This window comes from Microbacterium sp. LCT-H2 (assembly GCF_001866135.1).
Classification (GTDB): Bacteria; Actinomycetota; Actinomycetes; order Actinomycetales; family Microbacteriaceae; genus Microbacterium.
In genome coordinates this window covers 348,263-373,873 of sequence record NZ_MODW01000002.1, presented here as the reverse complement: position 1 = coordinate 373,873, position 25,611 = coordinate 348,263, and the positions used below count along the sequence as shown (strand labels likewise).

23 protein-coding genes and 1 tRNA gene are annotated in these 25,611 nt (G+C 71.2%); 10 read left to right on the top strand and 14 right to left on the bottom strand.

The features are described from left to right. Positions 1 to 103 precede the first annotated feature (103 nt). The 4 genes from BK819_RS06170 to prmC are packed head-to-tail and all read right to left on the bottom strand — an operon-like array spanning position 104 to position 3,396. Positions 104 to 622: a hypothetical protein gene (locus tag BK819_RS06170; protein ID WP_071328371.1), complete on the bottom strand. Its 519-nt coding sequence runs from the start codon at positions 620 to 622 to the stop codon at positions 104 to 106. Continuing rightward, positions 619 to 1,791, bottom strand: a complete 1,173-nt coding sequence (locus BK819_RS06165) for an MraY family glycosyltransferase (protein WP_071328370.1) — start codon at positions 1,789 to 1,791, stop codon at positions 619 to 621. The genes BK819_RS06170 and BK819_RS06165 overlap by 4 nt, the downstream gene beginning before the upstream one ends. Then, positions 1,788 to 2,483, bottom strand: a complete 696-nt coding sequence (locus tag BK819_RS06160) for an L-threonylcarbamoyladenylate synthase (protein ID WP_071328369.1) — start codon at positions 2,481 to 2,483, stop codon at positions 1,788 to 1,790. Before BK819_RS06160 ends, BK819_RS06165 begins: the two co-directional genes overlap by 4 nt. A gap of 52 nt (positions 2,484 to 2,535) precedes the next feature. Beyond that, positions 2,536 to 3,396: a peptide chain release factor N(5)-glutamine methyltransferase gene (gene prmC, locus BK819_RS06155; protein WP_071328368.1), complete on the bottom strand. Its 861-nt coding sequence runs from the start codon at positions 3,394 to 3,396 to the stop codon at positions 2,536 to 2,538. A 97-nt stretch (positions 3,397 to 3,493) separates the two neighbouring features. On the opposite strand from prmC, the gene cysK reads away from it, so the two are divergent. Then, a complete protein-coding gene (cysK, locus tag BK819_RS06150; RefSeq protein WP_071328367.1) occupies positions 3,494 to 4,432 on the top strand; it encodes a cysteine synthase A in 939 nt (312 codons plus the stop codon). An 8-nt stretch (positions 4,433 to 4,440) separates the two neighbouring features. After that, entirely contained in the window at positions 4,441 to 5,010 is a 570-nt protein-coding gene (gene epsC, locus BK819_RS06145) for a serine O-acetyltransferase EpsC (RefSeq protein ID WP_071328366.1), read from the top strand. Here the strand turns inward: epsC and BK819_RS06140 are convergent. Both BK819_RS06140 and BK819_RS06135 read right to left on the bottom strand, forming a co-directional pair. Then, positions 4,998 to 5,432 carry a phage holin family protein gene (locus BK819_RS06140; protein ID WP_071328365.1) on the bottom strand — a complete coding sequence of 145 codons (435 nt, stop codon included), beginning with the start codon at positions 5,430 to 5,432 and terminating at the stop codon, positions 4,998 to 5,000. The two genes, epsC and BK819_RS06140, sit on opposite strands and share 13 nt — an antisense overlap. 34 nt (positions 5,433 to 5,466) lie before the next feature. Beyond that, positions 5,467 to 7,011: a CitMHS family transporter gene (locus tag BK819_RS06135; RefSeq protein ID WP_071328364.1), complete on the bottom strand. Its 1,545-nt coding sequence runs from the start codon at positions 7,009 to 7,011 to the stop codon at positions 5,467 to 5,469. A 147-nt stretch (positions 7,012 to 7,158) separates the two neighbouring features. Between BK819_RS06135 and BK819_RS06130 the strand changes: the two genes are divergently transcribed. Further along, complete coding sequence (locus BK819_RS06130; protein ID WP_071328363.1) at positions 7,159 to 8,805, top strand: sensor histidine kinase; 1,647 nt, start codon at positions 7,159 to 7,161, stop codon at positions 8,803 to 8,805. After that, complete coding sequence (locus tag BK819_RS06125; RefSeq protein ID WP_071328362.1) at positions 8,802 to 9,455, top strand: response regulator; 654 nt, start codon at positions 8,802 to 8,804, stop codon at positions 9,453 to 9,455. Before BK819_RS06130 ends, BK819_RS06125 begins: the two co-directional genes overlap by 4 nt. Before the next feature lie 18 nt (positions 9,456 to 9,473). Here the strand turns inward: BK819_RS06125 and prfA are convergent, their stop codons facing one another. The 5 genes from prfA to lysA all read right to left on the bottom strand — a co-directional run bounded on the left by prfA (position 9,474) and on the right by lysA (position 16,409). After that, positions 9,474 to 10,553, bottom strand: coding sequence for a peptide chain release factor 1 (prfA, locus tag BK819_RS06120; RefSeq protein ID WP_071328361.1), 1,080 nt, complete (start codon positions 10,551 to 10,553; stop codon positions 9,474 to 9,476). Between the two features lie 8 nt (positions 10,554 to 10,561). Further along, positions 10,562 to 12,550 carry a transcription termination factor Rho gene (rho, locus tag BK819_RS06115; RefSeq protein WP_177173801.1) on the bottom strand — a complete coding sequence of 663 codons (1,989 nt, stop codon included), beginning with the start codon at positions 12,548 to 12,550 and terminating at the stop codon, positions 10,562 to 10,564. A gap of 143 nt (positions 12,551 to 12,693) precedes the next feature. Next, positions 12,694 to 13,659, bottom strand: coding sequence for a homoserine kinase (gene thrB, locus BK819_RS06110; protein ID WP_256209417.1), 966 nt, complete (start codon positions 13,657 to 13,659; stop codon positions 12,694 to 12,696). A 5-nt stretch (positions 13,660 to 13,664) separates the two neighbouring features. Then, on the bottom strand, positions 13,665 to 14,969 hold the full coding sequence (locus BK819_RS06105; RefSeq protein WP_071328359.1) for a homoserine dehydrogenase: 1,305 nt from the start codon (positions 14,967 to 14,969) through the stop codon (positions 13,665 to 13,667). 21 nt (positions 14,970 to 14,990) lie between these two features. Next, on the bottom strand, positions 14,991 to 16,409 hold the full coding sequence (gene lysA, locus BK819_RS06100; RefSeq protein ID WP_256209404.1) for a diaminopimelate decarboxylase: 1,419 nt from the start codon (positions 16,407 to 16,409) through the stop codon (positions 14,991 to 14,993). A gap of 146 nt (positions 16,410 to 16,555) precedes the next feature. Here lysA and BK819_RS06095 point away from each other — a divergent pair, with 146 nt between their 5' ends. The 4 genes from BK819_RS06095 to BK819_RS06080 are packed head-to-tail and all read left to right on the top strand — an operon-like array spanning position 16,556 to position 19,894. After that, entirely contained in the window at positions 16,556 to 17,641 is a 1,086-nt protein-coding gene (locus tag BK819_RS06095; protein WP_177173800.1) for a YihY/virulence factor BrkB family protein, read from the top strand. Positions 17,642 to 17,693: 52 nt separating this feature from the next. Continuing rightward, the gene (locus BK819_RS06090; protein ID WP_071328357.1) at positions 17,694 to 18,584 is read left to right on the top strand and encodes an alpha/beta fold hydrolase; all 891 of its coding nucleotides are present in this window, start codon (positions 17,694 to 17,696) and stop codon (positions 18,582 to 18,584) included. After that, the gene (locus tag BK819_RS06085) at positions 18,577 to 19,158 is read left to right on the top strand and encodes a TetR/AcrR family transcriptional regulator (protein ID WP_071328356.1); all 582 of its coding nucleotides are present in this window, start codon (positions 18,577 to 18,579) and stop codon (positions 19,156 to 19,158) included. The genes BK819_RS06090 and BK819_RS06085 overlap by 8 nt, the downstream gene beginning before the upstream one ends. 1 nt (position 19,159) lies before the next feature. Then, positions 19,160 to 19,894 carry an alpha/beta fold hydrolase gene (locus BK819_RS06080; RefSeq protein ID WP_071328355.1) on the top strand — a complete coding sequence of 245 codons (735 nt, stop codon included), beginning with the start codon at positions 19,160 to 19,162 and terminating at the stop codon, positions 19,892 to 19,894. A 12-nt stretch (positions 19,895 to 19,906) separates the two neighbouring features. Here BK819_RS06080 and BK819_RS06075 read toward each other — a convergent pair whose 3' ends face one another. Further along, entirely contained in the window at positions 19,907 to 20,749 is an 843-nt protein-coding gene (locus BK819_RS06075; RefSeq protein WP_071328354.1) for an LmeA family phospholipid-binding protein, read from the bottom strand. A gap of 8 nt (positions 20,750 to 20,757) precedes the next feature. Continuing rightward, complete coding sequence (gene argS / locus BK819_RS06070) at positions 20,758 to 22,422, bottom strand: arginine--tRNA ligase (RefSeq protein WP_071328353.1); 1,665 nt, start codon at positions 22,420 to 22,422, stop codon at positions 20,758 to 20,760. 93 nt (positions 22,423 to 22,515) lie between these two features. Between argS and BK819_RS06065 the strand changes: the two genes are divergently transcribed. Further along, positions 22,516 to 23,325 (top strand): SGNH/GDSL hydrolase family protein, encoded by an 810-nt coding sequence (locus BK819_RS06065; RefSeq protein ID WP_083391714.1) that lies wholly within the window; start codon positions 22,516 to 22,518, stop codon positions 23,323 to 23,325. 16 nt (positions 23,326 to 23,341) lie between these two features. After that, positions 23,342 to 23,414 (top strand) — tRNA-Arg (locus BK819_RS06060). A 45-nt stretch (positions 23,415 to 23,459) separates the two neighbouring features. Here BK819_RS06060 and BK819_RS06055 read toward each other — a convergent pair. Further along, positions 23,460 to 25,535 (bottom strand): vWA domain-containing protein, encoded by a 2,076-nt coding sequence (locus tag BK819_RS06055; protein WP_071328351.1) that lies wholly within the window; start codon positions 25,533 to 25,535, stop codon positions 23,460 to 23,462. Between the last annotated feature and the right edge of the window lie 76 nt (positions 25,536 to 25,611).

The following is a 25,611-nucleotide window of genomic DNA, read 5'->3' as shown; positions in this document are numbered from 1 at the left end:
CACCGGTCAGAACCGGGGCGACGATGGTCGGTGTGCTACACAGCGCAAGCGCTCGCGGGCGAGCGGCGGGCACTCCTCAACACTATCAGAATCCAAGGGTGCCCTAAGACCGCGGGGCGGTGTCCGCCGGGCCGTCCGAGGGATCGTTCGCCGCCCCCGGCGCGCGGTCCTCGGGCACCTCGGTGGGCAGTGTGGTGTCGCTGACGTTCGGCAGCCGCATCTGGGTGAGGACGACGACATCGATGATGAGGGACATCAGCACCCCGGCGACGATCGACAGGAAGAACACCATCGGCTCGATCCACGGCTGTCCGGCGAGCATGATCATCACGACGACGAAGACCCCGAGCTTCAGAAGCCAGCCACCCAGCACGATCGCGAAGAACAGCTGCACGTAGAGCGGGTCACCGTACCAGCGGTTGGCGATCAGGATGCTCAGCCCGGTGATGCCGAGGAACAGGGCGGCCAGGAGCACGCCGAGGAGGCCGCTCACGAGCCCCTCCCGCTGCGCGACCACGAAGCCGATCCCGCCGGCGACGAGAGCCAGCACGACGGTGGCCACCGCCGACCAGACGAGCGTGCGACGCAGGATCGGGGTGCTGGAAACGGGGCTGGGACTCATCGGGGCTCCAGAGGGATCGGGTCGGGCGCAGCGCCCGCGGCGGTCTTGCGTCGGCGGGTGGGGCTCAGGGTGATGACGAGGCACGCGGCGATGCCGACGACCCCGAAGGCGACGCCGGGAAGGTACTGGCCAGGCCAGTCCTCCCGGGCGCCGACGTACATCAGGAGGACGGCGAGGGAGATGACGGCCGTCCAGGCGTAGAAGATGAGGACCGCGTCGCGGTCGCGGTGCCCGAGGTCGAGCATCCGGTGGTGCAGGTGCTTCCGGTCCGGGGAGAACGGCGAGCGGCCGGCGCTCATCCGACGCAGCACGGCGAGCCCGAAGTCGAGCAGCGGGAGGAGCACGACGAGCAGCGGGAGCAGGATGGGCAGGAAGGCGCCGATGAGCTGCGAGCGCCCGAGGCGCTCCGGGTCCAGGGCGGACGGATCCATCTGCCCGGTGATCGCGATGGCCGAGGTCGCCATGAGCAGACCGATCACGAGTGCCCCCGAGTCGCCCATGAACAGCTTCGCCGGACTCCAGTTCAACGGCAGGAAGCCGAGGCACGCGCCGATGAGGACCGCCGCGAGGAAGGTGGAGAGGTTGAAGTAGCTCGACGCACCGGAGTCGCGCGTGAAGATGTACGAATAGGCGAAGAAGACCCCGTTGGAGATCAGGCAGACACCGGCGACGAGGCCGTCCAGCCCGTCGATGAAGTTCACGGCGTTCATGACGATCACGATCGCGAACATCGTGATCGTGATGCTCAGCCAGCTCGACACCACGATGAGGTCGCCGAACGGCAGGGAGAGGATCTGCAGACCGCCGCCGACCGTGATGATGCCCGCGGCGAGGAACTGCGCGCCGAGCTTGATCATCCAGTCGATGTCCCAGAGATCGTCCATCACCCCGATCACGGCGATGAGGAGTGCGGCGGCGAGGATGGACCACATGGTCTGCGGGGGCGTCCAGATGCTCTGGAAGAAGGGGTTGGCCGCCGATACCGCGAAGGCGGCGACGATGCCGAGGAAGATCGCGACGCCGCCGAGGCGGGGCGTCGGCGTGGTGTGCACATCCCGCTCGCGGATGCCGGGATACAGCTTGAAGCGCAGGCTCAACCGCCACACCGCCCACGTCAGCACGAAGGTGATCGCGGCGGTGACGATGATCGTGAAGAGGTACTGCTTCACGAATCCCCGTCCTGCGGCTCCGGCTCCAGCAGATCGCCCAGTACCTCGCGCAGCTGCTCCCTGGTCACGACGCCGTCCCGCAGGATCCGGACGACGCCCTCCTCGGCATCGGGGCCGCGGCGCACGAGAGAGGTCGCGTCGACGATCGTGGAGGCGACGCCGTTCCTGCTCATGCCGTCGTCCAGGTACACCGCGACGCTGTCGCCCAGCATCTTCTCCGCGTCGAGCACGGAGATCGCCGCCGCCTTGCCGGTGAGGTTGGCGCTGGACACCGCGAGCGGCCCGGTCTCGGCCAGCAGTTCGAGAACCACGCGCCCCTCGGGCATGCGGACGGCGACCGTGCCCTGGGTCTCCCCGAGATCCCACACCAGAGAGGGCTGCGCAGGAAGGACGATCGTGAGTCCGCCCGGCCAGAACGCGTCGACCAGGCGCTGGACCGGCTCCGGAACAGCCTCCGCGAGGGCCGTCAGTGTCTCCTTCGTGCCGACGAGCACAGGCGGCGGCTGATTGCGGCCGCGCCCCTTGGCATCCAGGAGGCGCTGCACCGCGGGCGGCGAGAAGGCGTCGGCGGCGACGCCGTAGACGGTGTCGGTGGGGATGACGATGAGGTCGCCGCGGCCGATCGCCTGACGCGCGTTGCGCATCCCAGCGAGCAGCTGCGCCTCGTCGCTGCAGTCGAAGATGGGGGACATGACGGTTCGATTCTACGCGGGGCGGGTTCGGGACGAGCTCGACGTCTGCTGATCAGGGACGCACGGCGGTGGTGGTGCGATCGCGCAGCGTCAGGTCGCGATGGGTGGCCGCGGCCCGCCAGCCGTCCGCCGCGAGCAGCTCGCGGATCGGAGCGCCCTGCAGCTCTCCGTGCTCGATCACAAGGGTTCCGCCGGATCGCAGCAGGCGGAGAGCTCTGGTGCTGAGCACCCGGACGACGTCGAGGCCGTCCTCTCCGCCGTAGAGCGCCAGTGCCGGGTCGAACAGGCGCACCTCCGGGTCGCGGGGGATCGCCTGCGCCGGCACGTACGGCGGGTTGGAGATGACGACGCTCGCGGTGCCGTCGAGCTCGGGGAACGCGTCTGCGAGATCGGACAGCACGAGGGTGAGGTTCTCGACGCCCTCGACGTTGCGTCGCGCCCAGGCGTGCGCCTCCGGAGAGAGCTCAGCGGCGTACACCCGGGCGTGCGGCACCTCCGTGGCCATCGCGAGCGCGATCGCGCCACTGCCCGTGCCGAGGTCGACCCCGATCGGCGACGGCTCCCCCGAGCCCAGGAGAGCGTCGATCGCGTACTGCACCACCGTCTCCGTCTCGGGACGCGGGACGAAGACGCCGGGGCCGACGGCGAGCTCCAGGTGCCGGAACGGCGCGGTGCCGGTGAGATGCTGCAGGGGCTCGCGGCCCGCTCGCCGGGCGACGAGGGCGTCCAGCACGGTCGCATCCTCCTCGTCGAGTCGGTCACCGCGGATCACCGCTGCCTGCACCTCTCCCCGACGCTGTCCACGGACGTGCCCGGCGAGCAGCTCCGCGTCAACGAGGGGGTCGGGCACGCCGGCGTCTGCGAGACGCTGCGCGGCGGCGCGCACGGCCGCGGCGAGAGAGAGGTCGGGCATGGCTCCAGCGTAGAGTGCGCAGCCGTCACAATACCCCGCGCCCCATCACGCTCGCCTAGGCTGGAGCGGCAGCGCACCCGCACAGGAAGGCTCCCCCATGTCCGGCATCCACCCCGACATCACCACCGCTTTCGGGAACACCCCGCTCGTCCGCCTCAACCGCGTGACCGAGGGTCTCGGCGCCACCGTGCTCGCGAAGCTCGAGTACTACAACCCGGCGTCGAGCGTGAAGGACCGCATCGGCATCGCCATGATCAACGCAGCCGAGGCCGCCGGCGAGCTCTCCCCTGGCGGCACCATCGTGGAGTCGACGAGCGGCAACACCGGCATCGCCCTCGCCATGGTCGGCGCCGCGCGCGGCTACCGCGTCATCCTCACCATGCCCGCCTCGATGTCGAAGGAGCGCCGTGTGCTGCTCAAGGCGTTCGGCGCGGAGATCGTCCTCACCGACCCCACCAAGGGCATGAAGGGGGCCATCGAGGAGGTCAGGCGGATCGTCGACGAGACCCCCGGCGCCGTCTGGATCCGCCAGTTCGAGAACGCGGCGAACCCGCAGATCCACCGCGAGACTACGGCGCAGGAGATCCTCCGGGACACCGACGGCGCGGTCGACATCTTCATCGCCGGCGTCGGCACGGGCGGCACCGTCACCGGCACCGGACAGGCGCTGAAGGCGGCCAAGCCCGAGGTCCAGGTCATCGCCGTCGAGCCCAAGGACTCCCCCGTCCTGACCGAGGGACACCCCGGACCGCACAAGATCCAGGGCATCGGCCCGAACTTCGTGCCCGACATCCTCGACCGTGAGGTGCTCGACGAGATCATCACCGCGGAGTTCGAGGACTCGCTGCGCGTGGCCCGCGAGCTCGCGGCGAAGGAGGGACTGCTGGTCGGCATGTCCTCCGGTGCCGCCGTCTCGGCCGCGCTGACCGTCGCCGCACGCCCGGAGAACGTCGGCAAGACCATCGTCGTGATCATCCCGGACACCGGCGAGCGGTACCTCTCCACCGCCCTGTTCGAGGATCTGCGGGAGGACTGAGGTCGTCGATGGGCATGATCGGGCGAATGCGCGAGGACATCGCCGCCGCGCGCCTTCGCGATCCGGCCGCGCGCAGCGCGATCGAGGTGGCTCTGCTCTACCCCGGCCTGCATGCTGTCTGGGCGCACCGCGTCTCCCACGCGCTGTGGCGGCGACGCTTCCGCCTCCTCGCCCGCGCCGGGTCGCAGGTGTCCCGCTGGCTGACCGGCGTCGAGATCCACCCGGGAGCCCGGATCGGACGGCGCTTCTTCATCGACCACGGCATGGGCGTCGTGATCGGCGAGACCGCGGAGATCGGCGATGACGTGCTCATGTACCACGGTGTGACCCTCGGCGGTCGGACACGGGACGTGGGCAAGCGGCACCCCACCCTGCGCGACGGTGTCGCCGTGGGCGCGGGAGCGAAGATCCTCGGCCCCGTCACGGTCGGCGCCCGCTCGGTGGTGGGCGCCAACGCCGTGGTCACGAAGGACGCGCCCGCCGACAGCGTGCTCGTGGGGGTGCCGGCGAAGCCGCGCCAGCGGACCGCCGGCGAGGACACCAGAGCCCTGCTGACCGCCCCGGACTACTCCATCTGACGCGCCGCCCGGCGACCCGAGCGGTGCTCGCTGCGGCCCTCCATCCGACGACGCAGGAAGACGAGCGGAAGCAGCACGCTGCCGAGCGCCGTCACCAGCCAGACGATGACGGCGCCCAGCAGCCACCCGGTCAGGTCGACGATGCGCAGGCCCCCGATGGGCAGGAGCACGACGACCATGAGGGCGATGAGCGTGGAGAAGATCCCGATGCCGCCCATGAGCACGGGCGCGTAGCGATCGGCGAGCCTGCTCACCCACGGCGAGAGGACGCTCTGCAGCACGGCGAACACCACGATGCACACGACGAACCCCCACCACTGGTCCCACTGAATCTGGAAACCGTCGAGGAGCAGGTCCGCCGCCAGCAGACCGAGGCCGGCCGACACGAGATACATCAGGCCGCGGTACAGGAGTGTGATCACGGGGCGAGCCTAGCGCGGCACCGGGGCGGGGTCACTACGCGACGAAGAACGGGACGGCGCCCACCAGGATCCCGATCCCCAGCATCACGAGCGACACGATGACCGCGCGCCACAGCACCTTGCGATGGTGGTCTCCGAGGTTCACCCCGGCGAGGGAGACGAGCAGCAGGATCGCGGGCACGAGCGGGCTCTGCAGATGCACCGGCTGCCCGGTGATCGAGGCCCTGGCCATCTCGACCGGATCGATGCCGAAGCTCGCCGCGCTCTGGGCGAGCACCGGGAGGATCCCGAAGTAGAAGGCGTCGTTCGACATGAAGAACGTGAACGGGATGGACAGCACGCCCGTGATCGGAGCGAGGAAGGGTCCGAGCGCGGGCGGCAGCACGTTCGTGATCCAGGTCGCCATGGCGTCGACCATGCCGGTGCCGGAGAGGACCCCCACGAGGACGCCGGCCGCGATGACCATCGACACGACGCCGACGATGCTCGGGGCGTGCGCGACGATCTCGGCCGCCTGCTCCTTGATGCCGCGGAAGTTGACGACGAGGGCGATTCCCGCGCCGACCATGAACACGTAGGGCAGCGGCAGGATGTCGATCACCAGGAGCACCATGACGGCGACGGTCAGCAGCAGGTTGAACCAGATCAGCCGCGGGCGCAGGGTCGGCCGGGCGGGGTCCAGCATGGTGTCGGCCATCGCCGTGTCCGCGGGGTCGACGCTCCCGGCGGCGACCGGGGCGTGTCCGCCGGCGACGACGACGAGGTTGCCGGTGCGCAGCGAGGCACGAGCGCCCGGCTTGAGCTCGGCGCCGCGGAAGATCCGGGGCACCGAGGAGAGGACGCCGCCGTCGGCTCCGGTGAGCCGGCCGTCCGCGTCGATCCGTCCCAGGCGGCGCCGCTCCCCCAGGCCGAGGAGCCAGGCGAACCCGAGCGCCACGACGATGCCTGCGCCCAGAGCGGGGAGCATCGGAACGAAGATCTCCGTCGGCTGCACACCGAGCGCGGTCGCGGCGCGCACGGTCGGGCCGCCCCACGGGACGATGTTGAGCGTGCCGTTCATGAGACCGGCGACGCAGGTGAGGACGACGGGGCTCATGCCGAGGCGCAGGTAGATGGGCAGCATCGCGGAGGTCGTGATGATGAACGTCGTCGAGCCGTCGCCGTCGAGGGAGACCGCGCCGGCGAGGATCGCCGTCCCGAGCACCACCTTCGCGGGGTCGTCGCCGAGCACCCGCGTGATCAGCCGGATGAGGGGGTCGAAGAGTCCGACGTCGATCATGATGCCGAAGAACATGATCGCGAACATCAGCAGCGCCGCCGTGGGCGCCATGGTGCCGATCGAGTCGAGGATCATGTCGCCGAGCCCGAGCCCCGCTCCCGCGAAGAGCCCGAAGGCGGTCGGCACCAGGATCAGGGCCACCATGGGGGTGAGGCGTTTGGTCATGATCAGCGTCATGAACACGAGGACCATCGTGAAGCCGAGGATGACGAGCACGCCCTCCGGCGGTACGAAGGCCACGTCGTAGGTGGGGGCTTCCTCCTCGGCAGCAGCGATCAGCGCGGTCGATGCGTGGAACATGCGTGACTCCTTCGTCGTCGCTCCGTCATCGCTGACGGATCCTGACGAGGCTAGGGAATCCGGGGACGCGGAGCGCGGTATGCCGCATTCCCGGGCCTTGTGCGCGTACCGTGACTTCTGCGCATATTGCGCGTCGAGGAGGTGTCGATGTCCCCGCGGAGACGGGTCCGGTTCGCGACCCGCGCGCTGCTGCTGCACCTCGCCGCCGTCGCCCTCGTCGTCGCGCTGTGCACGGGCGTGTACCTCGCCCTCGCCGTCCAGCAGCTGCGCGCCGAGGCGGAGTCGACCGCGCTCGGCATCGCGAGGACCCTGGCGGAGGACGCGCAGGTGCGGGCGGCGGTCGCCGCCATCTCCGCGTCGGACGACGAGCCGGATGCGGAGGCGCTGCGCGACGGGGAGCTGCAGCAGATCGCCGCCGCCGTCACGGCGCGCACCGGAGCCCTGTTCGTCGTCATCACCGACGACCAGGGCATCCGCCTCGCCCATCCCCTGCCGTCGCGGATCGGCGAGGTGGTGAGCACCCCCTTCGCCGAGGTGCTGGCGGGCCACGAGGTGGTCGACTGGCAGGCCGGCACGCTCGGCGAGTCCGCCCGCGCGAAGGTGCCGGTGCGCGACGACTCCGGCACACCGGTCGGCGAGATCAGCGTCGGGTTCGAGCGCGCGGGTGTGTTCGACGACCTGCCGCCCCTCCTCACCGCTCTCGCTCTCACCGCCGCCAGCGCGCTCACCCTCGCCCTCCTGACCTTCCTGCTCCTGCGCCGCCGCTGGGAACGGTTGACCATCGGCGTGCAGCCCGAGGAGCTGGTCGCCCTCGTGCAGAATCAGACGGCGGTGCTCGACGGCGTCGGCGACGGCGTGCTCGCCGTCGATCAGGACGGTGTCGTGCGCGTGAGCAATGCGGCGGCGGACCGGCTCCTCGGGCTCCACGATCCGGTCGGCCACACCGTGGACACGCTCCCGCTCCCCCCGATCGTGCGGGACACCGCCATCGGGGCTCGCGACCGTGCGGAGGCCGTCGTGGGCGACCGGATGCTGTACCTCGAATCGCGCGCGGTGCGACGCGACGGGCGCGCGCTCGGCGATGTGCTGATCGTGCGCGACCGCACCGACCTCATCGCCCTGACCGAGCGGCTGGAGGCCGTCCGGACGATGACCTCCGCGCTGCGTGTCCAGCGCCACGAGTTCGCGAACCGCCTTCATGTGGCCGCGGGCCTCCTCGACGCCGGTCGCGTCGACGACGCCAGGGCATTCCTCGGCGAGCTGGTGAGTCGCGGTCCGGTGGCGTTCCCCGTCACCGGACTCGACCTCGTGGGCGACCCGTTCCTGCACGCCTTCCTCGGAGCCAAGGGCGTCGAGGCCGCCGAACGGGGCGTCGCCCTGCGGATCGGGGACGAGACTCACCTGATCGGCACCGTCCGCCGGGCCGAGGACGTGGCGAGCGTGCTGGGCAATCTCGTCGACAACGCGGTCGTGGCCGCCGTCGCAGGCACGCGGGAGCCGCGGTGGGTGGACGTCTCCGTGCTGAGCGACGGTGACGCGCTCGTCGTCACCGTCGCCGACTCCGGCGACGGTCTGCGCGAGCCCGACCCACGGACGAGCGCCGTCGAGGACGGAAGCGAGGACGCCGTGCACGGGCACGGCATCGGTCTGCCGCTCGCGACGGAGATCGCCCGCCGGAGCGGAGGCGACCTCTGGATCATCGACCCCGGCAGTCCCGGCAACGGCGCGGTGTTCGCCGCCCGGCTCGGGGATGCCGTCGACCCCGCCCCGCGTGTCCCGAAGGAGGACCCATGACCGATCCGCTGCGCGCGCTCATCCTCGACGACGACTTCCGGGTGGCCGACCTGCACCGGACGGTCGTGGACGATCAGCCCGGATACGCCGTGACCGGGACCGCGCGGTCCTGCGCCGAGGCGCGCGACCTCGTGCGCTCGACACGCCCCGACCTCCTGCTCGCCGACGTCTACCTCCCCGACGGGGACGGCATCGGACTCGTCCGCGAGCTCGGGGTCGACGCGATCCTCATCTCCGCCGCGGACGACGCGCCCACCGTGCGCCGCGCACTGCGCGCCGGCGCCGTGGGCTACCTCGTGAAGCCCTTCGACCGACGCGCTCTCACGGGACTCCTCGACCGGTACACCCGCTACCGCAACCTGCTCGCGGGTGATCGGCCCGTCACGCAGGAAGACGTGGACCGCGCGCTGGCGATCCTGCACGGCGGCGGCGAGCCGGTCTCCCTGTCGCGCTCGGCCACCGAGCAGCGCGTGCTCGCGGCGCTCGGCGACGGCGAGGCCTCCGCCGCGGAGGTGGCCGAGCGGGTCGGCATCTCCCGGGCCACGGCGCAACGGCACCTCGCGGCTCTCGCCGCACGGACCATCGTCGAGGTGCGCTTGCGCTACGGGTCGACCGGGCGTCCCGAGCACCGGTACGCCGCGCGCACCTGACGCCGTCGCGGGAGCCGCTCAGCCCTCGGAGCCGACGGCAGCCAGACGGGCCTCTTCGTCGGCGGCGATGGCGCTCTCGATGATGGGGTCGAGCGCACCGTCCATGACCTGATCGAGGTTGTACGCCTTGAACCCGGTGCGGTGATCCGCGATCCGGTTCTCGGGGAAGTTGTAGGTGCGGATGCGCTCCGAGCGGTCCATGCCGCGGATCTGCGACTTGCGCGCGTCGGAGGCGGCCGCATCGAGCTCCTCCTGCTGCTTGGCCAGCAGCCGGGCACGCAGCACCCGCATCGCCGCCTCGCGGTTCTGCAGCTGCGACTTCTCGTTCTGCATGGACACGACGATGCCGGTGGGCACGTGCGTGATGCGGACAGCGGAGTCGGTGGTGTTCACCGACTGTCCACCGGGGCCGGACGAGCGGAACACGTCGATCTTCAGATCGTTCTGATCGATCTGGATCTCCTCGGGCTCGTCCACCTCGGGGAACACCAGCACGCCGGTCGTGGAGGTGTGGATGCGGCCCTGCGACTCCGTGGCGGGAACCCGCTGCACGCGGTGCACGCCGCCCTCGTACTTCAGATGCGCCCAGACGCCCTGCGCGGGGTCGGACGAGGAACCCTTGATGGCGACCTGCACGTCCTTGTAGCCGCCGAGGTCGGACTCGTTGCGCTCGAGCAGCTCGGTCTTCCACCCCTTCGACGCGGCGTACTGCACGTACATGCGCAGCAGATCCGCGGCGAACAGGGCCGACTCCGCGCCGCCCTCCCCCGCCTTGATCTCCATGATCACGTCGCGGGCGTCATCCGGATCCCGCGGGATGAGCAGGCGCCGCAGCCGCTCCTGCGCCGCCTGCACGCCCTCTTCGAGAGCGGGGATCTCCGCGGCGAACGCCTCGTCCTCGCGGGCCAGTTCCCGCGCTGCCTCCAGATCGTCGACGGCCCCCGTCCACGCCTCATGCGCCGCGACGATGCGCGACAGCTCGGCATACCGACGGTTGACGCGCTTGGCGCGTGCCGCGTCGGCGTGCACCGCCGGGTCGGAGAGCTCCTCCTGGACCCGGCGATGCTCGTCGATCAGAGTCTGGACGGACTCGAACACGTCGGACCTCAGCGGATGTTGTTGTCGTGCCCGTGGGCGCCCGAGGGCAGCGTCGGGATGGACTTCTGCATCTGCACGAGGAACTCCACGTTGGAGTGGGTCTCCTTGAGCTTGCCGAGCACGACCTCCAGGGCCTGCTGCGGGTCGAGCCCGGCGAGAGCGCGACGCAGCTTCCAGGTGATCTTGACCTCGTCGGCCGAGAGCAGCATCTCCTCGCGGCGCGTGCTGGACGCGTTCACGTCCACCGCCGGGAAGATGCGCTTGTCGGCGAGCTGACGGGAAAGGCGCAGCTCGCTGTTGCCGGTGCCCTTGAACTCCTCGAAGATGACCTCGTCCATCTTGGAGCCGGTCTCGACGAGCGCGGTGGCGAGGATCGTGAGGGATCCGCCGTTCTCGATGTTGCGGGCGGCACCGAAGAAGCGCTTCGGCGGGTAGAGCGCGGACGCGTCGACGCCGCCGGTGAGCACGCGGCCGGACGCCGGAGCGGCCAGGTTGTACGCACGACCGAGACGGGTGATCGAGTCGAGCAGCACGACCACGTCGCGGCCCAGCTCGACGAGACGCTTGGCCCGCTCGATCGCGAGCTCGGCGACCGTCGTGTGGTCTTCCGCGGGACGGTCGAAGGTCGAGGCGATGACCTCGCCCTTCACGGTGCGCTCCATGTCGGTGACCTCTTCGGGGCGCTCGTCGACGAGCACGACCATGAGGTGCACCTCGGGGTTGTTCTGCGCGATCGCGTTGGCGATCTGCTGCAGGACGATGGTCTTCCCGGCCTTCGGCGGCGCCACGATGAGGCCGCGCTGGCCCTTGCCGATCGGCGCGACGAGGTCGATGATCCGCTGCGTCAGCTTCTCCGGAGCCGTCTCCAGGCGCAGGCGCTCTTGCGGGTAGAGCGGGGTGAGCTTGCCGAACTCCACGCGGGTGGCCGCGTCGTCGACCGAGAGGCCGTTGATCGAGTCGACCTTGACGAGCGCGTTGTACTTCTGGCGGCCCTGCTGCTCGCCCTCGCGCGGCTGCTTGATCGACCCGACGACCGCGTCGCCCTTGCGGAGGTTGTACTTCTTGACCTGGCCGAGCGAGACGTAGACGTCGCTGGGGCCGGCCAGGTAGCCGGTGGTGCGCACGAAAGCGTAGTTGTCGAGCACGTCGAGGATACCGGCGATCGGGATGAGGACGTCGTCCTCGGTGATCTCCGTCTCGAACTCGTCGGCCTGGCCGCCGCTGCGACGCTTGTTGCGCTGACGGTTGCGGCCGTTGCCGTTACCCGACTGGTCGTCGTCGGCCGGCGCGTTCTGCGCCTGCTCCTGGCCGCCGCCCTGACCCCGGCCACGGTTGCGGTTGCGGTTGCGGTTGCGGCCTCGACCGCCCTGCTCCTCACCGCTGTCTCCCTCGCCGGACGCATCCTTCGCCGGAGCGTCCGCCTCGGCCTCGTTCTTCGCGGCGGCGCTGTCGTTCTTCGACTCGCTCTTCGCTGCGTCGTTCTTCGCCGCGTCGTTCTTGGCGCGGCCGCCCTGAGCGGTGCCCGCCTCGGCGGTCTCCGTCGCGCTTTCGGCGGGTGCTGCCTCGGCCTTCTCGGTCTTCGCCTCCGGAGCCTCGTCGTCCGCCTTCTTCGTGCGACGGCCGCGGGCGGACTTGGGGGCCTCGGCCGGCGCCTCGACGGTCTCGGCAGCGGGGGCCGCTTCGGCCGGTGCGGCTTCAGCGGGGGCCTCGGCGTCGGCCTTCTTCGCCCGCGTGCGGCGCGGAGCCTTCGCCTTCGGGGCCGCCTCCGCAGCCTCGGCGGAGGCGGCGGCAGCCGCAGGGGCCTCGGCCGAACCGGACTCCTCCGCGGCCTTGGCCGCCTTGGCCGCAGCCGTGGCGGTATTCGCCCGACGCGGTGCGCGCTTCTTGGCCGGAGCGGATTCGGTCGCCTGCTCGGCGACGGGGGCATCGGCGGTCGGAGCCGCCTGATCGTTCTGGGTCTCGGAGAGGTTCTCCACGAGTACTCCCTTATAGGTCATGGGAAATGAGCGTGAACGCGCACAACGGGTGCTGCGCACGATCGCACGGGCTGACGCTCGGCGTCAGCCAGCCTCGGCACTTGGGCCTCAGGGGTTCGCGTGCGGGTCTTGCAAGAGATGCAATGGGGCCAGATTCACGAATGCTACGTGGAGCCCTCCGCTCGATCCCCCACTGTACCACCACGGACGTCGACGGCGAGCAGGAGCGCCTCCCACGGGGTGTCGGTCACCCGATTGGCCACATCGACGGCGTCCAGACGACTGCCAGGCCCGTCGGCGAGCACGAGCACGCTGGGTCCGGCGCCGGAGACGACGGCCGCGAATCCCGCGGCGCGCAGCGCCTGCACGAGGCGCTGCGTCTCGGGCATGGCGCCGGCGCGGTAATCCTGATGCAGCCGGTCCGCGGTCGCGTCGAGCAACAGTTCCGGGCTCTGCATCAGCGCCGCGATGAGCAGCGCCGACCGGGACACGTTGAACACCGCGTCGGCCGTGGAGACGTGCGGCGGCTGCAGGGAACGGGCCTGCGAGGTGGACATCGTGTAGGCCGGGACGAGGACGAGCGGCGACACGCCGCGGTGCACGAGGAGCTTCTTGTGCTGCGGGCCCCGCTCCCCCATCCACGCGATCGTGAGTCCGCCGAACAGTGCGGGCGCCACGTTGTCCGGATGGCCCTCCAGCTCGGTCGCGAGGCGCAGCAGATCGGTGTCGGAGATGTCGACGTCGCCGGCCAGCAGCCCCTTCGCCGCGAGCACGCCGGCGGCGACGGCCGCACCAGAGGAGCCGAGACCGCGGCCGTGCGGGACGGCGTTCTCGGCCACGATGCGCAGGCCGGGCATCGCGCGGCCTGCGTCGGCGAACACGTAGGCGATCGTGCGGACGATGAGATTGGACGCATCCCGCGGGATCTCCTCGGCGCCGGAACCGGAGACCTCGATCTCGAGCTGCCCCTCGGGCAGCGCCGTCACCTCGAGGCGGTCGTAGATGCTGAGCGCCAGGCCGAGCGTGTCGAAGCCGGGGCCCAGGTTGGCGCTCGTCGCCGGCACCGTCACCTCGACCGTGCGTCCCACGCGCGCACCGTGCTCCTCGGGGGCGGGAGCCGTGGCCGTCACCGTGGTCACTCGCCTTCCACCCGGAGGACGGACACGACGCGGGCGACGACGTCGCTGCCCGCCAGCACGTCCACCGTGTCACTGAGGGCCTGCTCCGTCGCGCGATGCGTGCCGATGATGAGGCGCGCGGTCGGCTCGTCCTCCCCCTCGACGGTCTGCACGACGGTCGCGACGGACACGCCGCCGTCGCTGAGGATCCCGGCGACGGTGGCCAGCACGCCCGGGGCGTCGGAGACCTCGAGGGTGATCTGGTACCGGGTCGTGACATGGCCGATGGGCACGACGGGGAGGTTCGCCCGCGTGGACTCGCCCACCCCGACGCCGCCGGCGATGTGCCGACGAGCGGCCGAGACCACGTCGCCGAGCACGGCGGACGCCGTCTGGATCCCACCCGCGCCCGCGCCGTAGAACATGAGGGAGCCCGCCGCCTCGGCCTCGACGAAGACGGCGTTGTTGGCGCCGTGCACGGAGGCGAGCGGGTGGGCGACCGGCACGAGGGCCGGGTAGACCCGCACCGAGATGGACTCGGCGCCGTCGGCCTCGATGCGCTCGCACACGGCGAGCAGCTTGATCACGAAGCCCGCCGCGCGGGCCTCCTCGATCATGGATGCCGTGATCGCGGTGATGCCCTCGCGGTGCACCGCCTCCAGCGGCACCGCGGTGTGGAAGGCGAGGCTGGCGAGGATCGCGGCCTTCTGCGCGGCGTCGTAGCCTTCGACGTCCGCGGTGGGGTCGGCCTCCGCGTATCCGAGGCGCTGCGCGTCCGCCAGCACGTCGGCGAAGTCGGCGCCCTCCGTGTCCATCCGGTCGAGGATGTAGTTCGTCGTTCCGTTGACGATGCCCATGATCCGCACGACGCGGTCGCCGGCGAGGGAATCGCGCAGCGGACGGATGATCGGGATGGCGCCCGCGGCCGCCGCTTCGTAGTACACCGAGGCGCCGACGCGATCCGCCGCCTCGAACAGCTCCGGCCCGTGGGTGGCCAGCAGTGCCTTGTTGGCCGTGACCACGTCGGCTCCGGAGCCGATCGCCTGGAGGATGTTCGTGCGCGCGGGCTCGATGCCGCCGATGAGCTCGATCACGATGTCGGCGCCGAGGATGAGCGACTCGGCGTCGGTCGTGAAGAGCTCCTTCGGGAGGTCGACGTCGCGGGGCGCGTCGAGGTTGCGCACCGCGATGCCCGCCAGGTCCAGCGCAGCACCCGCACGGTCGGCCAGCTCGTCGCCGTGGCGGAGCAGGAGGGCCGCCACCTGGGAGCCGACGGCTCCGGCGCCCAGCAGCGCCACGCGAAGTCGTCTGTAGTCAGTCATGGATGCTCCTTCGATGGTGGGTCATCGTGCTCCCTCGGGGGCGTGCGCCCCGTCGATGCCCGCGTCGCGGGCCAGCAGGTCGTGGACGGTCTCGCCGCGGACGATCACCCGCGAGCGCCCCTCGCGCACCGCGACGATGGGCGGCCGCGGGACGTGGTTGTAGTTGCTCGAGAGCGAGGCGCAGTAGGCGCCGGTCGCCGGGACGGCCAGGAGATCGCCCGGCGTGACGTCTCCGGGAAGGTACTCGTGGTCGACGACGATGTCGCCGGACTCGCAATGCTTGCCGACGACCCGGCTCAGCTGAGGCTCGTCGGTCCCCGTCCGCGAGGCGAGGCGGGCCGAGTAGCTGGCGCCGTAGAGGGCTGTGCGGGCGTTGTCGCTCATCCCGCCGTCGACGCTGACATACCGCCGCGTGGCCCCGGAGGCGACAGTGACGTCCTTCGTCGTCCCTACCTCGTAGAGCGTCACGCCCGCCGTGCCCACGATTGCGCGCCCGGGCTCGAACGAGAGCGCAGGCACCGCGATGCCCCGCGCCGCGCAGCCCTCGGCCACTGCCGCCACGATGCCGTCGGCGAGCTCGTCGATCGGCGTGGGGTCGTCGACGCGGGTGTAGGCGATGCCGAAGCCGCCGCCGAGGTTCAGCTGCGGCACCGGGCCACCTTCGAGGAGGGCGGCGTGCAGTTCGAGCACGCGCGACGCGGATTCGCGGAAGCCGGCCACGCCGAAGATCTGCGAGCCGATGTGGCAGTGCAGGCCCGCGAACTCCAGCCCCGGGATCTCGCGGATCCGCGCCACCGCGGCCTCGGCCTCGGCGAGCGGGAAGCCGAACTTCTGGTCCTCGTGGGCCGTGGCGAGGAAGTCGTGGGTCTCGGCGTGGACGCCGCTGATGACCCGGACCATCACGCGCTGCACGGTGTCCGTGCGCGCCGTGATGGCGGCGAGGCGCTCGATCTCGATCGCACTGTCGACGACGATCGTGCCGACACCGAGAGCGACCGCGCGCTCCAGCTCGGCGACCGACTTGTTGTTGCCGTGGAAGCCCAGCGACGCCGGTGCGACCCCCGCGGCGAGGGCGACCTCGAGCTCGCCACCGGTGCACACGTCGATGCGGAGCCCCTCGTCGACGACCCAGCGGGCGACCGTCGTGCACAGGAAGGCCTTGCCGGCGTAGTACACCTGCGCGGTGGTGCCGTGCGTGGACGCGGCGCGGTCGAACGCGTCGCGGAAGGCCCGGGCGCGGCGACGCACCTCGTCCTCGTCGAGGACGAGGAGCGGCGTGCCGTAGGTACGGGCGAGCTCGGGCGCTGGCACTCCGGCGAGCACGAGGCCGCCGTCCTCGTCGCGCGTGGCCGACGATGGCCAGACACCCGGCGCGAGATCGTTCGGATCCTCGGGGACGACAAGCCAGTCCGGAGCGAGCGTGGCGGCAGAGTCGAGCACGGAACACCAATCGTGGGACGGATCTCGGGCGGAGGCGCACATCGAGTTGCCCCGATTCTAGGGCACCCTCTGTCGGGCCCTGGTCATGGTGACACGCCGCGTCAACCCCCTGGGGAGCGGTACCGTCCGGCTCGTAGGGTGGGCACGTGGCAGACACCGACAACCGAGACTCCGAGAACCGCTCCGCAGCCCCGGCCCGCCCGGGACTCGTCGCCCGCGTCACGGGCCCGGTGATCGCCTGGGCCCTGGCTCGGCGACCGGTGAGGGCGGTGCTGCTGTACTCCGAACGCCGCGGTCCGATGCTCGCCGACAGCGTGACCTACCGCGCCCTGTTCAGCGTGTTCGCGGGCGTGCTCCTCGGCTTCTCCCTCGCGGCCCTCTGGCTCTCCGGGAACCCGGAGGCGTGGCGCGCGATCATCGACGCCGTGCAGTCCGCGGTCCCCGGGCTCATCGGCGAGGGCGGCGTCATCAATACCAACGACCTCCGGACCCCGGCGTCGTTCTCGATCGCCGGCATCGTCTCCCTCGTCGCGCTGATCGGTGCCGCGCTCGGCGCCATCGGCTCGCTCCGCACGGCCATCCGGACCATCGCCGGCACGATCCAGGCGGACATCCTGTGGATCTGGGTCATCGTCCGCAACCTCCTGCTCGCCGTCGGCATCGGGCTCGCGTTCGTACTCGCCGCCGGGATCACCTTCATCGGACAGCTCGGGGTGACCTGGATCGGCGATCTGCTCGGGGTGCCGTCGGATTCGCCACTGCTCGCCTGGACGGTCCGTCTCCTGTCCCTGCTCGTGGTCTTCATCCTCGACGCGGCCCTGATCGTCGGCGCCTTCCTCCTGCTCTCCGGCGTCCGGCCCGCCGCGCGTTCCCTGTGGAGCGGCGCCTTCCTCGGCGCCTTCGGCCTCATCGTGCTGCAGCAGCTCTCCGGGCTGTTCGTGGGCGGAGCGACGAGCAATCCCCTCCTCGCGTCGTTCGCCTCGCTCCTCGCGCTCCTGATCTGGCTCCAGCTGTCCACGCAGGTCATCCTCGTCGCGTGCGCCTACATCGTCACCGCCGAAGAGGAGCGCGGCGACCGCCTGCACGAGCGGTTCGGCGCGCGGACGTTCGTCCAGCGTCGGCTGCAGCGCGCCGAGGTCGACGTCAAGATCGCCACGGCAGAGCTGCGCGACGCCCAGCGCGCGGCGGCCGAGGAGAACGGCACGGCCGAGAAGGCGGCCAAGAAAGACTGACCATCCTCGTTGTGACCGCATTCGATATGGTGGTCACAACGAGAGGGGGCGCATGTCCGCACCACGACGGCACACCGTGACCGTTCCCGGCGCCGCGGTGTCGGTCCTGGAATGGCACCCCTCCGTGGAGACGCAACCGCCCGTGCTGCTGCTGCACGGCGGCGGGGCCGACAGTGCGGAGCTCTCCTGGGGAGAGGTCGGGCCGGCGCTGGCGGCGGCCGGACACCGCGTCGTCGCGCCGGACCACCCGGGCTTCGGACGCAGCCCCCGCCTCGATGCGCCGCTCACCCAGGAGCGCCTGGTGCAATACGTCGGCGACCTCGTCGACGCCCTCGGGCTGCACGCCTACGCCATCGGAGGTCTTTCGATGGGCGCGGGCATGACGCTGGGCCATCTGCTCGACCGCCCGGACGGAGCACACGCCGCCGCCCTCCTCGGCAGCTACGGACTGATGCCACGCCTGGCGGACGGCGCCCTCGGCACCCTCTCGCACCTGTCGACCTTCCTGCTCCTGCGTTCGGGCCTGCTCGGTGCGATGACACGCGTCTACGCACGCGACCGGAAGGCGATGACGCGAGGCCTCCAGGATCTCGTCCGCTCCCCCGACGCCCGTACCCCGGCTCTCGTCGATGCGGTGCTCGCCGAGGCAGCGACCGGCTCCGGTCTCACGACGTTCGGCGACTGGCAGCGGGATCAGGTGTGGCCGTTGCGACTGCGCACCGACTACCGTGATCGGCTCGCCGAGATCCGCGTCCCGGTCCTCCTCGTGCACGGCGACCGCGACTCCGGCGTCCCTCTCCGACGGATCGAGGCGGCCGCGGAGATCCTGCCCGACGGGCAGCTCCTCGTGGCCCCCGGCGCCGGGCACTGGGTGCAGCGGGACCGTCCCGACCTCGTGATCCCCGCCCTGTGCGAGTGGTTCGCCCGAGGCTCCGATGCCTAGGCCGCTCGTCCCGGACCGCCGGGCACGCATCCTCGACGCGGCGGAGCGGATGGTCCTCGCGGAGGGGTTCGACTCGATGAGCGTCGCGGCGATCGCCCGCGCGGCCGGCATCGGCAAAGGCGCCGTCTATCTGGAGTTCGCCGCGAAGCGCGACATCCTCGACGCCCTGCTCCAGCGCGGAACCGCGCGGATCGCCGACGCCGTCGCCCGCACCCCAGGACTGCAGCCCTCGCTCAGCGCCCTCTACCGCACCACGGCGACGGCGCTGCTCGACGACGAGCTCATGACGGCCGCGTTCCTCGACGACGCGGGAGTGCTCGGGGCCCACGTCGCCGCGCAACCGATGTCCCGGTACCGGACACGTCACGAGCAGGTCGTCGCCGGGATCCGTGGCCTCCAGCGTCAGGGCCGGATCGTGCCGGACGTGGAGCCCGAAGCCCTCGCCCTCGCGCTCTCCAGCGCCACCCTCGGACTGCTCTCCGCGGCCCGCACGCTGGGACCGCTCGACCGAGGAACGCTGAAGAGCGCCATCGACACGGTCGGCCGCATGGCCGCGAGCTTCGAGACGGAGTGACATGCATCACGAGACATCGGGTCCCCCAGGAGCCACGCCGCTCCTCCTGCTGCACGGCGGCGGCGTCGCCGGCTGGATGTGGGAACCGCTGCGCGCGCACCTCGATCCCGCGCGGCGGGTCATCGTCCCGGATCTTCCCGGTCACGGCCGCAGTGCGGCCGAGGACTACGCGTCGCACGAGGAGACGGTGGCGAGGCTCATCCCCCTGCTGGAACGGGAGACCGGACCGGCCACTGTCGTCGGCTTCTCCCTCGGCGCGCAGCTCGCCGTCCTGCTCGCGGCACGACGGCCGGACCTCGTCGCCGACGCCGTCGTCATCAGCGCCCAGGCGGAACCGCTGCGCGCCGTCCGACCGACCCTCGCGTTGCTGCGGCTCACGGCCGGGCTCGCCAGGAACGAGCGGTTCGCGCGTCTGCAGGCGCGCGAACTGTTCATCCCGGACGCACTGCTCCCCCGCTATCTGGAGACCTCCGCCGCCCTCTCACGCACGACCCTGCTGCGTGCCGTCGAGGAGAACCTGCGTTTCGCACCGCCGTCCGCGTGGAGTACGCACCCCGGCTCGGCACTCGTCCTCGTCGGAGGCGACGAGAAGCCGCTCATGCATCGTTCCGCCGCGCTGCTGAACCGTGTCCATCCCCACAGCACCCTCGAGGTCCTCCGTGGATGCGGACACGGCATCCCCCTGCAACAGCCGGTGGAGCTCGCCGCACGGCTGCAGGAGCGCCTGCCCGGTTGAAGCGGGGTCCGGTCAGCGGTCGCAGGATCCCTTCTCCTGGAGCGCCTCATCCGTGACGATCGCCCCGTCCACGTCGATGTCGATCACGGCCTGATCGTCGACGATCTCGACCCCCGTCAGCGTCAGACCGGCCGGGAGCTGGTCCGCGATGCACACCCGCCGCGGCTGCGTGATCCCGTCACCGAGGGAGCCGAGCGACGACCCGACGCTGTCGAGATCGATGTCCACGCCGCCGATGCTGGCCGCCACCGGGGTGAGTTCGAGGTCGCCCTCGACAGCCCCGGGAGTGAGGGTGACGGAGACCGGGACCGCGGCGCCGAGCACGTCGAACGAGCCCCCGAGCGTCGCGTTCGGTGCCGCGAACTCCACAGTGTCGACCGGGAGATCCGAGTCGGCGAGCAGAGCGGTGAACTGCTCCTGGTCGATGCGGATGGTGCCGTCGGCGCCGTCGAGGTCGCCGCCCCGCAGCGGAACGCCGGTCGCCGTGACGTCAGCCGCACCGGTGATGCCCTGCAGCGTGACGGCGTCCGTCGACAGCCGCAGGGTGTCGAGACGGTCAGCGAGGAGCTGTGGGAGGAGCATCCCCTCGGTCTCGACGTCCAGCTGCTGATCGGCCGGCAGATCGAGCTGCTCGATGACGATCGAACGCACGACGCCGGGCAGCACCGCCCGGGCGACGAGCTCCGCCGCCACCACGACGGCCGCGAGCACCACCACGACGATGAGCACGACCCACGGCCACCGTCGGCGACGGCTTCCGGCGCTGCCCCGACCGTCCGCCGGGTCCGGGACGACGAGCGTCGGGTGCTCGTCCGAGGGCTTCGGGTACGGCAGGGTCGGGTTGTCGTCGCTCATGCCGCTCCCTACATGCGCTCGGGCGCGGAGACGCCGAGCAGGTCGAGCCCGTTGCGGAAGACCTGGCCGGCGGCATCGTTCAGCCACAGGCGCGTGCGGTGCACGTCCTCCACCGGGGCATCGCTCAGAGGGATCACACGGCAGTTGTCGTACCAGCGGTGGTACAGCCCGGCGAGCTCCTCCAGGTAGCGCGCGACGCGATGCGGCTCGCGCACCTCGGCGGCGAACGCGACGATGCGCGGGAACTCCTGGAGTGCGCCCAGCAGGGCCGCCTCGGTCTCATGCGTGAGCGTCTCCGGGGCGAAGACCGAGCGGTCGATGCCGGAGTCGACGGCGTTGCGCGCGACGTTGTGGGTGCGGGCGTGTGCGTACTGCACGTAGAACACCGGGTTGTCGTTCGTGCGCTTCTGCAGCAGCTCCGGGTCGAGGTCGAGCGGCGAGTCGGCGGGCGAGCGCTCCAGCGAGTAGCGCAGCGCGTCCGTGCCGAGCCAGTCGAGCAGGTCGTCCATCTCGATGATGTTGCCGGCACGCTTGCTGAGGCGGGCGCCGTTGATCGAGACCATCTGGCCGATCAGCACCTGGATGTTCTTCGCGGGGTCGTCGCCGGCCGCCCCCGCGACCGCCTTGAGACGGTGCACGTAGCCGTGGTGGTCGGCGCCGAGCAGGTAGATCTTGTCGCGGAAGCCGCGGTCGCCCTTGTTCAGGTAGTAGGCGGCGTCGGCCGCGAAGTACGTGTACTCGCCGTTCGAGCGGCGGATCACGCGGTCCTTGTCGTCGCCGAAGTCGGTCGTGCGCACCCAGACGGCGCCGTCCTCGTCGAACACGTGGCCCTGCTCGCGCAGACGGTCGACGGCCTGGTCGATCAGGCTCGACCCCGAGGCGTCCTTCGCGTGCAGGGTGCGCTCGGAGAACCAGACGTCGAACGGCACGTTGAAGCGCTCCAGGGAGTTCTTGATCTCGGCGAGCTGGTACTCGTAGCCGAGCTCGCGGGCGACCGTGAGCTGCTCCTCCCCCGGGAGGTCGAGCAGGTCGGGACGGGCCTCGAGCACGCGGCCGGCCAGCGTCGCGATGTACTCCCCCGGGTAGCCGCCCTCCGGCGTGGGCTCCCCCTTCGCCGCAGCCAGCACGGACGCCGCGAAGCGGTCCATCTGCACGCCCGCGTCGTTGATGTAGTACTCGCGCACCGCACGGGCTCCGCTCGCGAGGAGCAGTCGGACGATCGCATCGCCGAGAGCCGCCCAGCGCGTGTGCGCGATGTGCAGCGGACCGGTGGGGTTGGCCGAGACGAACTCGACGTTCACGCTGACGCCCTCCTGCGAGGAGTTCGTCCCGTAGGCGGGGCCGGCGTCGACGATGACCTTCGCGAGCGCGCCGGCGGCCGCCGCGTCGAGGCGGATGTTGAGGAACCCGGGGCCCGCGACCTCGACGCTCGCGATACCGTCCACATCGGCCAGTCCGTCAGCGATCTGCTGCGCGAGCTCACGCGGGTTCGTGCCGAAGGGCTTGGCCAGGCGCATGGCGATGTTCGAGGCCCAGTCGCCGTGATCGCGGTTGCGCGGGCGCTCCAGCACGATGTCAGCGGCGGTGAGGTCGAACGGCTCGCCCGGACGTCGTTCCTCGGCGATGGGGGCGAGGACGGCGAGGAGGGCGTGGGCGAGCGTTTCAGGATTCATAGATCCCCCAGTTTACGGGGGCGCGCGGGCCCATTCCGTCGCCCCGTGTCCCGGGGAGTTTGCGATCCGCCGTCCGTGATCTACTCTCACACCATGAACGCCCCCGCCGCCCCTCGTCGACTGCGCATCGCGGGCATCGCCGCGGCCCTCCTCGTCGCCGTCGCCGCGGGCGTTCTCGGGGTCTGGCGGCCCTGGGTTCCGGCGCCGTCGTCCCTCCCCGCCGGTGCCGCCGCCGGAGACGAGTCCATCGCGGTGATCGCCCCCGCGCCGCTCGTGCTCCCCGACGAGCCGACCGTCCTCGTGTTCGGCGATTCCTGGACCTACGGCTCGGCCGCCTCCGACCCCACGCTCGGCTACGCGTACGTGCTCGCCGACCTCCTGCATGGCACGACCATCGTGGACGGCGTCCGGGGCAGCGGCTACCTCAAGCCCGGCATCGACGGCCCCACCTTCGGCGACCGCATCGCGGCACTGGACCCGACTCTCGCTCCGGACCTCGTCATCATCCAGGGCTCCATCAACGACCGGGCGCAGGGCGCGGCCGGCTACCGCGAGGCCGTGACCGCCGCCTGGGACGCGCTGACGGCGCTGTACCCGGAGGCGGCCATCGTCGTGCTCGGTCCCGCGCCGCACGAGCTGCCGGTGGGCGCGCAGACGGCACGGATCGACCGGGATCTCGCGGCTCTCGCCTCGGCTCGCGGCTGGTGGTACATCTCCCCGATCGAGCGGGACTGGATCACCGACGACAACTATCTCGCCGTCATCGACGTGGAGGTCGGCCGCAAGCATCCGTCCACCGACGGCCACCGCTATCTCGCCGAAAAGCTCGCCGCGGCGCTCGACGAACTGCGCGCCGCGCCGGTCACGGAGGCCGGTGGGTCGGAGACCACCCCCGACGAGTGATATTGTCGATCGGTACGCCTCCGTAGCTCAGTGGATAGAGCGCCGGTTTCCGGTACCGTAGGTCGCAGGTTCGACTCCTGTCGGGGGCACGTACAGCGAGAACCCCCGCCCGATCCGGGCGGGGGTTCTCCGATTCAGACACGACGACGGCGGGTTGCGAGCGCGAGCGTCAGTCCCAGGGCCACCGCCGTCAGGGCGCCCGCGATCGTGGGCGCCAGCCGCGAGCCGTCGAGCCCGGTCGCCGGGAGCGGCCCCGTGTCGGCGGGCGGTTCCGCACCTGACCCCGGCTCGGTCGGGGCAGGCGTCGGGTCCGACGAACACGTCACCACATTCGTGATGACGAAGGCGTTGGCACCGGACTCGAGGGTCACGGCGGCCGGTACCGTCTCGGCGATCGTCACCCCGGTGGTCGACCTCACCGAGCTGGACACGAGGGAGCACTCCTCGGGTTCCAGCGTCGTCACCTCCGAGATCGTCACGGCGTCGCCCGCGCGATACCCGTCGCGAACCGCGCCGAATGGCTGCGGGGTGGTGCCGGCGCTCCCCGGTCCCGTGAGACCGAGTGCCGCCGTGATTCCGGCCGGCTGCGCGCCGTCCGGATAGCGGCCTCCGTCGACGACCCATTCCTTGTCGACGACGACCGACGTCGGTACAGGGGAACGGTTGTACATCGTGCAGCTGACGGCAGCGGCCGCCGGCACGTCCACCGTGAATCCTGTGGCGCCGGACGACGTGACCGGGACTCGTTCGCCCGTCCGCAGATCGACACAGCGTGCGTTCTGCCCTCCCTGCGTCACGAGCGTGTGACCATCCTGCTGCCGCTCCGCCACCGTGACCCTGGAGGCACTGGCTCCGGCGGGCGGCGTGAGTTCGAACGACACCGTACCCGTGCCATCCGCGACGGTGGTCGCGGATGCCGGGGCGATGACCGTGCCCGCCGTCGCGGGCTGGGCGTCGAACGTCCACCCGGCCCCGGCGGGGACGGCGCCTGTGACGTCCTCCTCGGTCGTGTTGCCGGGCACGATCTGCTTCACCACCGACAGGGAGCCTGCGCACCCGGCCAAGGCGAGTTGCCCCAGCTGTTCTGCGGCGCCCGCGTAGTCGGGGGTCTGGAAGAAGTCGGCCTCGGCGAGGTTGTCCCCGTCGAAAGCGACCGGCCCCGAGATCGCGGCGAGATTGAGGGCGCTGACCCCCTGCACTCCGGCGCCGACCCCGAAGGAGACGATCCGCGAGCCCTCGGCCTTGAGCGCGTTCGCCGAGAACACCGCAGCCTCGACGTCGGTGAAGTGGGTGTTCGAGCCATCCCCGTGCGTGGCTCCCCAGCGGTCGGGATTGCCGTCGGTGAGCACGACGACGACGTCGTAGCGGGGAGACGCCGCGGCGACCTCTTGCAACGCGCGGTCCCAGTTCGTCCCCGAGCCGAGGCTCCACCCGGCGTACTGCGCCGTGAACGCGTCCGCCCCTGCTTGCGTGGACAGCGAGACCAACTCCGGACGGTTCTCGCTGGGTTCCCCGGTGGCGGACTCGATGCTCGGGGACTGACGGGAGAAGCTGAACACCGACCCGCGAGACGGCGTCCCGACGAGCGCGTTCGCGAAGGCATCGGCGGCCTGTTTGAGCTGCGGGAGCGCCGACCCCACCGAGGCGGAGAGGTCCATCACGATGGCGATGTCGGACCCGCACTTCGCGTCGAGAGCGGGGTTCACCCGGGACTGCTGCCAGACGCCGTTCGACCGCGTCGGCAGCGAGTTCGAGGAGGAGATCATGAATTCGCGCGTAGAACGGTAGGTCTGGCCGGCTTCCACGGCCGGCGTCGGGAAACGGTACGCCGAGGCCGTCGAACTCGATCCGCTCGCCGGGCCCGTGCGCAGGGCGTCGTTGGCATACCATCCGGCCGGCACCCCGACCGTTCCCACCCAGTAGGTGCGGCCGAGCTGGGCGCCGCTGAGGACGAAGCTGCAGTCGCCATCGGCATCCGACGTGCAGAGAGCCTCCGGCGTCGTCGCCGACTGCGACGCGAAGAGTCCGAGCTGGACATCCGCGAGCGGGCCCACCTCGTCATCGGAGATGCGGTCGCCGCCAGCACGGACCGTCACCACCGCGGTCCCGTCGGAGGGAGCGGGGACGGCACCGAGCGCCGCGGCCGGGATCCCGACAGAGCTGCAGAGGAGAACGGCGATCGCGACGGTGAGCACTCTCTTGGACGCCATGCCTCGAACGTAGCGAACGCCCCGAGCGCGGTCCAGCCTCTGCGACTGCGATCGCCCGGGTGCGCTCGTCGCGGTA

What these genes read in the sequence shown, in the direction of transcription:
- argS (WP_071328353.1), bottom strand. Translation starts at nt 22,422, where the DNA reads ATGAATCCTGAAACGCTCGCCCACGCCCTCCTCGCCGTCCTCGCCCCC.
- prmC (WP_071328368.1), bottom strand. Translation starts at nt 3,396, where the DNA reads ATGCCCGACCTCTCTCTCGCCGCGGCCGTGCGCGCCGCCGCGCAGCGT.
- BK819_RS06170 (WP_071328371.1), bottom strand. Translation starts at nt 622, where the DNA reads ATGAGTCCCAGCCCCGTTTCCAGCACCCCGATCCTGCGTCGCACGCTC.
- BK819_RS06105 (WP_071328359.1), bottom strand. Translation starts at nt 14,969, where the DNA reads ATGACTGACTACAGACGACTTCGCGTGGCGCTGCTGGGCGCCGGAGCC.
- cysK (WP_071328367.1), top strand. Translation starts at nt 3,494, where the DNA reads ATGTCCGGCATCCACCCCGACATCACCACCGCTTTCGGGAACACCCCG.
- BK819_RS06080 (WP_071328355.1), top strand. Translation starts at nt 19,160, where the DNA reads ATGCATCACGAGACATCGGGTCCCCCAGGAGCCACGCCGCTCCTCCTG.
- rho (WP_177173801.1), bottom strand. Translation starts at nt 12,550, where the DNA reads ATGACCTATAAGGGAGTACTCGTGGAGAACCTCTCCGAGACCCAGAAC.
- BK819_RS06160 (WP_071328369.1), bottom strand. Translation starts at nt 2,483, where the DNA reads ATGTCCCCCATCTTCGACTGCAGCGACGAGGCGCAGCTGCTCGCTGGG.
- BK819_RS06090 (WP_071328357.1), top strand. Translation starts at nt 17,694, where the DNA reads ATGTCCGCACCACGACGGCACACCGTGACCGTTCCCGGCGCCGCGGTG.
- BK819_RS06065 (WP_083391714.1), top strand. Translation starts at nt 22,516, where the DNA reads ATGAACGCCCCCGCCGCCCCTCGTCGACTGCGCATCGCGGGCATCGCC.
- BK819_RS06135 (WP_071328364.1), bottom strand. Translation starts at nt 7,011, where the DNA reads ATGTTCCACGCATCGACCGCGCTGATCGCTGCTGCCGAGGAGGAAGCC.
- epsC (WP_071328366.1), top strand. Translation starts at nt 4,441, where the DNA reads ATGGGCATGATCGGGCGAATGCGCGAGGACATCGCCGCCGCGCGCCTT.
- BK819_RS06055 (WP_071328351.1), bottom strand. Translation starts at nt 25,535, where the DNA reads ATGGCGTCCAAGAGAGTGCTCACCGTCGCGATCGCCGTTCTCCTCTGC.
- BK819_RS06130 (WP_071328363.1), top strand. Translation starts at nt 7,159, where the DNA reads ATGTCCCCGCGGAGACGGGTCCGGTTCGCGACCCGCGCGCTGCTGCTG.
- BK819_RS06125 (WP_071328362.1), top strand. Translation starts at nt 8,802, where the DNA reads ATGACCGATCCGCTGCGCGCGCTCATCCTCGACGACGACTTCCGGGTG.
- BK819_RS06075 (WP_071328354.1), bottom strand. Translation starts at nt 20,749, where the DNA reads ATGAGCGACGACAACCCGACCCTGCCGTACCCGAAGCCCTCGGACGAG.
- BK819_RS06085 (WP_071328356.1), top strand. Translation starts at nt 18,577, where the DNA reads ATGCCTAGGCCGCTCGTCCCGGACCGCCGGGCACGCATCCTCGACGCG.